Annotated in this window: 1 protein-coding gene and 1 pseudogene; both read left to right on the top strand. The window is 69.5% G+C overall.

The genetic code is table 11. The features are described 5' to 3' along the window. Positions 1-155 (top strand): GreA/GreB family elongation factor (locus TW83_RS18735; protein ID WP_045984302.1); only part of this gene is annotated, 155 nt, incomplete at its 5' end. A gap of 4 nt (positions 156-159) precedes the next feature. Beyond that, positions 160-364: pseudogene (locus TW83_RS18730) on the top strand (hypothetical protein); the annotation flags it as partial.

The following is a 364-nucleotide window of genomic DNA, read 5'->3' as shown; positions in this document are numbered from 1 at the left end:
TGGGCGAGGCCGAGGCCGACATCGAGCGCGGGCTGCTGAACATCCGCTCTCCGCTGGCGCGCGCGCTGATCGGCAAGGACGAGGGCGACAGCGTCGAGGTGACCACCCCCGGCGGCCAGCGCAGCTATGAAATCGTCGAGATCCGGTACGGATGACGCCATGTCCCTGATTGCACGCATCGCCAGCCTGGCCAACCGCGACCGCCTGACCACGGTCGGCTTTACCCTGACCGGCGTCTGGCTGTTCCTGGTCGCGCTGTTCTGGCTGCTTGGGCCCGCGGGTACCGATGGCGGCCCGTCGGGCGTGGCGCGCCTCGTTTCTATCATGGGGACGGTCCTGCCGCTGGCGCTGATCTGGCTGGGCG

Origin of the sequence: Paracoccus sp. S4493 (assembly GCF_000967735.1) — a bacterium.
Classification (GTDB): Bacteria; Pseudomonadota; Alphaproteobacteria; order Rhodobacterales; family Rhodobacteraceae; genus Paracoccus; species Paracoccus marcusii.
This window is presented reverse-complemented; position numbering and strand designations above follow the sequence as displayed.